Source organism: Geodermatophilus sp. SYSU D01045 (assembly GCF_054050295.1).
In genome coordinates this window covers 1-5,518 of the sequence record NZ_JBJGZB010000054.1, presented here as the reverse complement: position 1 = coordinate 5,518, position 5,518 = coordinate 1, and the positions used below count along the sequence as shown (strand labels likewise).

Genomic DNA, 5,518 nt, shown 5'->3' with positions numbered 1-5,518 from the left:
TGAATGGTTGTCCGGCGGCGTCCTACTCTCCCACCCCGTCTCCGGGGCAGTACCATCGGCGCTGAGAGGCTTAGCTTCCGGGTTCGGAATGGGTCCGGGCGTTTCCCTCTCGCCATGGCCGCCGTAACACTGTGAACATGTCCCCGGCCCATCCCCCGGTGTGTTGCTGAGGGGGTGGGGGGTCGGGTGCGTTCAGAACCGCACAGTGGACGCGAGACAGCAAAGCTTGGAGGAGTGTGTGGTCAAGCCCTCGGCCTGTTAGTACCGGTCAGCTCGCACGCCTTGCGGCGCTTCCACTTCCGGCCTATCAACCCGCTGGTCTGGGCGGGGGCCTTACCCGGTTGCTCCCGGTGAGAGACCTCATCTTGAAGCGAGCTTCCCGCTTAGATGCTTTCAGCGGTTATCCCTGCCGAACGTAGCCAACCAGCAGTGCACCTGGCGGTACAACTGGCACACCAGAGGTTCGTCCGTCCCGGTCCTCTCGTACTAGGGACAGCTCTTCGCAAGTCTCTTACGCGCACGGCGGATAGGGACCGAACTGTCTCACGACGTTCTAAACCCAGCTCGCGTACCGCTTTAATGGGCGAACAGCCCAACCCTTGGGACCTACTCCAGCCCCAGGATGCGACGAGCCGACATCGAGGTGCCAAACCATCCCGTCGATATGGACTCTTGGGGAAGATCAGCCTGTTATCCCCGGGGTACCTTTTATCCGTTGAGCGACACCGCTTCCACCTGCCGGTGCCGGGTCACTAGTCCCAGCTTTCGCTCCTGCTCGACCCGTCGGTCTCACAGTCAAGCTCCCTTGTGCACTTGCACTCGACACCTGATTGCCAACCAGGCTGAGGGAACCTTTGGGCGCCTCCGTTACATTTTGGGAGGCAACCGCCCCAGTTAAACTACCCACCTGACACTGTTCCTGATCCGGCTCACGGACCGAGGTTAGACATCCAATTCGACCAGAGTGGTATTTCAACGGCGACTCCACCGACACTGGCGTGCCGGCTTCCCAGTCTCCCACCTATCCTACACAAGCCGAACCGAACACCAATATCAAGCTGTAGTGAAGGTCCCGGGGTCTTTCCGTCCTGCCGCGCGTAACGAGCATCTTTACTCGTAGTGCAATTTCGCCGAGCCTGTGGTTGAGACAGCTGAGAAGTCGTTACGCCATTCGTGCAGGTCGGAACTTACCCGACAAGGAATTTCGCTACCTTAGGATGGTTATAGTTACCACCGCCGTTTACTGGCGCTTGAGTTCTGAGCTTCGCCTCGCGGCTAACCCGTCCCCTTAACGTTCCAGCACCGGGCAGGCGTCAGTCCGTATACCTCGTCTTACGACTTCGCACGGACCTGTGTTTTTAGTAAACAGTCGCTTCTCACTGGTCTCTGCGGCCCCCTCCCGCTGCCCACGGCGTGCGTGTTCACGGGCGAGGGCCCCCCTTCTCCCGAAGTTACGGGGGCATTTTGCCGAGTTCCTTAACCACAGTTCGCTCGATCGCCTCGGTATTCTCTACCTGACCACCTGAGTTGGTTTGGGGTACGGGCCGCTCGGAACTCGCTAGAGGCTTTTCTCGGCAGCATAGGATCATCGGATTCGCCTCATTCGGCTACGCGTCAGGCCTCACCCTGCATGCGCCACGGATTTGCCTATGGCGCGGGCCACACCCTTGCACCGGTACCACCACTCACCGGCCCGACTACCTTCCTGCGTCACCCCATCGCTTGCCTACTACCAGCTCGGGTCCCCAGCTACTCCCACCCCGACCCCGAAGGGGCGGAGCGGTTTCGGTGGGTCAGCATCACTGGCCTCGGCAGGGGCGTTCCTTCGCGGGTACGGGAATATCAACCCGTTGTCCATCGACTACGCCTGTCGGCCTCGCCTTAGGTCCCGACTCACCCTGGGCGGATTAGCCTGGCCCAGGAACCCTTGGTCTTCCGGCGGGGGAGGTTCTCACTCCCCTCTCGCTACTCATGCCTGCATTCTCACTCGCGTGGCGTCCACGGCTGGCTTCCGCCGCCGCTTCACCCGCCACACGACGCTCCCCTACCCACCCCGCCCCCTGGCCGGCCCTCCCGCAGGAGACCCGACGGAGTATCGGCGGAGTGCCACGGCTTCGGCGGTGTGCTTGAGCCCCGCTACATTGTCGGCGCGGAACCACTTGACCAGTGAGCTATTACGCACTCTTTCAAGGATGGCTGCTTCTAAGCCAACCTCCTGGTTGTCACTGCGATCCCACATCCTTTTCCACTTAGCACACGCTTAGGGGCCTTAGCCGATGATCTGGGCTGTTTCCCTCTCGACTACGAACCTTATCGCCCGCAGTCTCACTGCCGCGCTCTCACTTACCGGCATTCGGAGTTTGGTTGACGTCAGTAACCTTGTGGGGCCCATCGGCCATCCAGTGCTCTACCTCCGGCAAGAAACACGCGACGCTGCACCTAAATGCATTTCGGGGAGAACCAGCTATCACCGGGTTTGATTGGCCTTTCACCCCTACCCACAGCTCATCCCCCAGGTTTTCAACCCTGGTGGGTTCGGTCCTCCACGCGGTCTTACCCGCGCTTCAACCTGGCCATGGGTAGATCACCCGGCTTCGGGTCTAGAGCACGCGACTCACACGACGCCCTGTTCGGACTCGCTTTCGCTACGGCTACCCCTCACGGGTTAACCTCGCCACGTACCGCTAACTCGCAGGCTCATTCTTCAAAAGGCACGCCATCACCGGCCCGCCACGAGGACGAGATTCCCGGCTCTGACGGCTTGTAGGCACACGGTTTCAGGTACTATTTCACTCCCCTCCCGGGGTACTTTTCACCTTTCCCTCACGGTACTCGTCCGCTATCGGTCACCAGGGAGTATTCAGGCTTAGCGGGTGGTCCCGCCCGATTCACACCGAATTCCACGGGCTCGGTGCTACTTGGGAACATCTGCAAAGGAAGAGACCGGGCTTTCGAGTACGGGGCTCTCACCCTCTACGGCGACCCCTTCCAGAGGCCTTCCTCTAACCCGGATCTTTTCTGACTTCCCGCCGGTCCGGCAGAACCGGCACACACACGTCCCACGACCCCGCCTCCACAACCCCTGCCGGGTCTCACATGGAAACGGTTTAGCCTCGATCCGCTTTCGCTCGCCACTACTCACGGAATCACGGTTGTTTTCTTCTCCTGTGGGTACTGAGATGTTTCACTTCCCCACGTTCCCTCCACACGCCCTATGTGTTCAGGCGCGGGTCACACCACATGACTGGTGCGGGGTTTCCCCATTCGGACACCCTCGGATCAACGCTCGGTTGGCAGCTCCCCGAGGCTTATCGCAGCCTCCCACGTCCTTCATCGGCTCCTGGTGCCCAGGCATCCACCGTGTGCCCTCAACATCTTGGCCACACTTACCTACAAACCATCGAACTGAAGCTCCGACCCGCAGGTCGGAGCTCATAAGATGCTCGCGTCCACTGTGCAGTTCTCAACGACCAACCCGTCACCCGCCCCCACAGACCCCACCGGCCCGCACACGTGCGGCGATGTGGAATCGGGACGGGCCCGGACAGAGACAACGACCCCCACGCACCGGCCACGGCCGGCGGCGGGGTCCGCTCCCTCAGGACCCAACAGCGTGCCTACGACCCCCACCACCCGCGACTCCGATCCACACCCGGCGCCCCGAAGGACACCCGGCAGTACTGGGAGCCGGCGCGCGGCCGGCGGCCGAACTGGTCAGCGTTCCACCCTCGAGCACTGCCTCGAACACTCGTGACCACCCGGTCGTGGGCGGCCATCACGGCCCGAGCACAGCTCTGCACCCGACAGACGACGTCTGCCGAGTGAGTTGCTCCTTAGAAAGGAGGTGATCCAGCCGCACCTTCCGGTACGGCTACCTTGTTACGACTTCGTCCCAATCGCCGATCCCGCCTTCGACGGCTCCCTCCCACGAGGGGTTGGGCCACCGGCTTCGGGCGTTACCGACTTTCGTGACGTGACGGGCGGTGTGTACAAGGCCCGGGAACGTATTCACCGCAGCGTTGCTGATCTGCGATTACTAGCGACTCCAACTTCATGGGGTCGAGTTGCAGACCCCAATCCGAACTGAGACCGGCTTTTTGGGATTCGCTCCACCTCGCGGTATCGCAGCCCTTTGTACCGGCCATTGTAGCATGTTTGCAGCCCTAGACATAAGGGGCATGATGATTTGACGTCATCCCCACCTTCCTCCGAGTTGACCCCGGCAGTCTCCCATGAGTCCCCACCATCACGTGCTGGCAACATGGAACGAGGGTTGCGCTCGTTGCGGGACTTAACCCAACATCTCACGACACGAGCTGACGACAACCATGCACCACCTGTGCACGACCCCGAAGGACACCGTATCTCTACGGCTTTTCCGTGCATGTCAAGCCTAGGTAAGGTTCTTCGCGTTGCATCGAATTAAGCAACATGCTCCGCCGCTTGTGCGGGCCCCCGTCAATTCCTTTGAGTTTTAGCCTTGCGGCCGTACTCCCCAGGCGGGGCGCTTAATGCGTTAGCTGCGGCACGGAGACCGTGGAATGGCCCCCACACCTAGCGCCCAACGTTTACGGCGTGGACTACCAGGGTATCTAATCCTGTTCGCTCCCCACGCTTTCGCTCCTCAGCGTCAGTATCGGCCCAGAGACCCGCCTTCGCCACCGGTGTTCCTCCTGATATCTGCGCATTTCACCGCTACACCAGGAATTCCAGTCTCCCCTGCCGAACTCGAGTCCGCCCGTATCGACTGCAGGCCCGGAGTTGAGCTCCGGGTTTTCACAGCCGACGCGACGAACCGCCTACGAGCTCTTTACGCCCAATAATTCCGGACAACGCTTGCACCCTACGTATTACCGCGGCTGCTGGCACGTAGTTGGCCGGTGCTTCTTCTGCAGGTACCGTCACCCATACAGGCTTCGTCCCTGCTGAAAGAGGTTTACAACCCGAAGGCCGTCATCCCCCACGCGGCGTCGCTGCGTCAGGCTTCCGCCCATTGCGCAATATTCCCCACTGCTGCCTCCCGTAGGAGTCTGGGCCGTGTCTCAGTCCCAGTGTGGCCGGTCACCCTCTCAGGCCGGCTACCCGTCGTCGCCTTGGTAGGCCACTACCCCACCAACAAGCTGATAGGCCGCGGGCCCATCCCCGGCCGGAAACCCTTTTCACCACCGTCCATGCGGACAGCGGTGCACATCCGGTATTAGCCCCAATTTCTTGGAGTTATCCCGAAGCCGGGGGCAGGTTGCCCACGTGTTACTCACCCGTTCGCCACTCATCCCCCACCGAAGCGGGTTCAGCGTTCGACTTGCATGTGTTAAGCACGCCGCCAGCGTTCGTCCTGAGCCAGGATCAAACTCTCCGTAGATGAATTTGCATCCGGCTGAGAACCGCGACCTGACCGATCGCGACATCCATCAACCAAAGGAACCCACAACCCGACCGGACACACCGGCCAGGCCACGGGGGTTTGTTACTTGGCACTGACTTTCGGCACGCTGTTGAGTTCTCAAGGAGCGGACGC

At 61.1% G+C, this 5,518-nt stretch carries 3 rRNA genes; all 3 read right to left on the bottom strand.

Features of this window, described 5'->3' with window-relative positions:
* Positions 1–9: 9 nt before the first annotated feature.
* The 3 genes from rrf to ACI798_RS23070 all read right to left on the bottom strand — a co-directional run bounded on the left by rrf (position 10) and on the right by ACI798_RS23070 (position 5,362).
* Positions 10–126, bottom strand: a 5S ribosomal RNA gene (gene rrf / locus ACI798_RS23080).
* 112 nt (positions 127–238) lie between these two features.
* Positions 239–3,382, bottom strand: a 23S ribosomal RNA gene (locus ACI798_RS23075).
* A gap of 455 nt (positions 3,383–3,837) precedes the next feature.
* Positions 3,838–5,362: ribosomal RNA gene (locus tag ACI798_RS23070) — 16S ribosomal RNA — on the bottom strand.
* Together the 16S, 23S and 5S rRNA genes form the textbook arrangement of a ribosomal RNA operon.
* Positions 5,363–5,518: the final 156 nt, after the last annotated feature.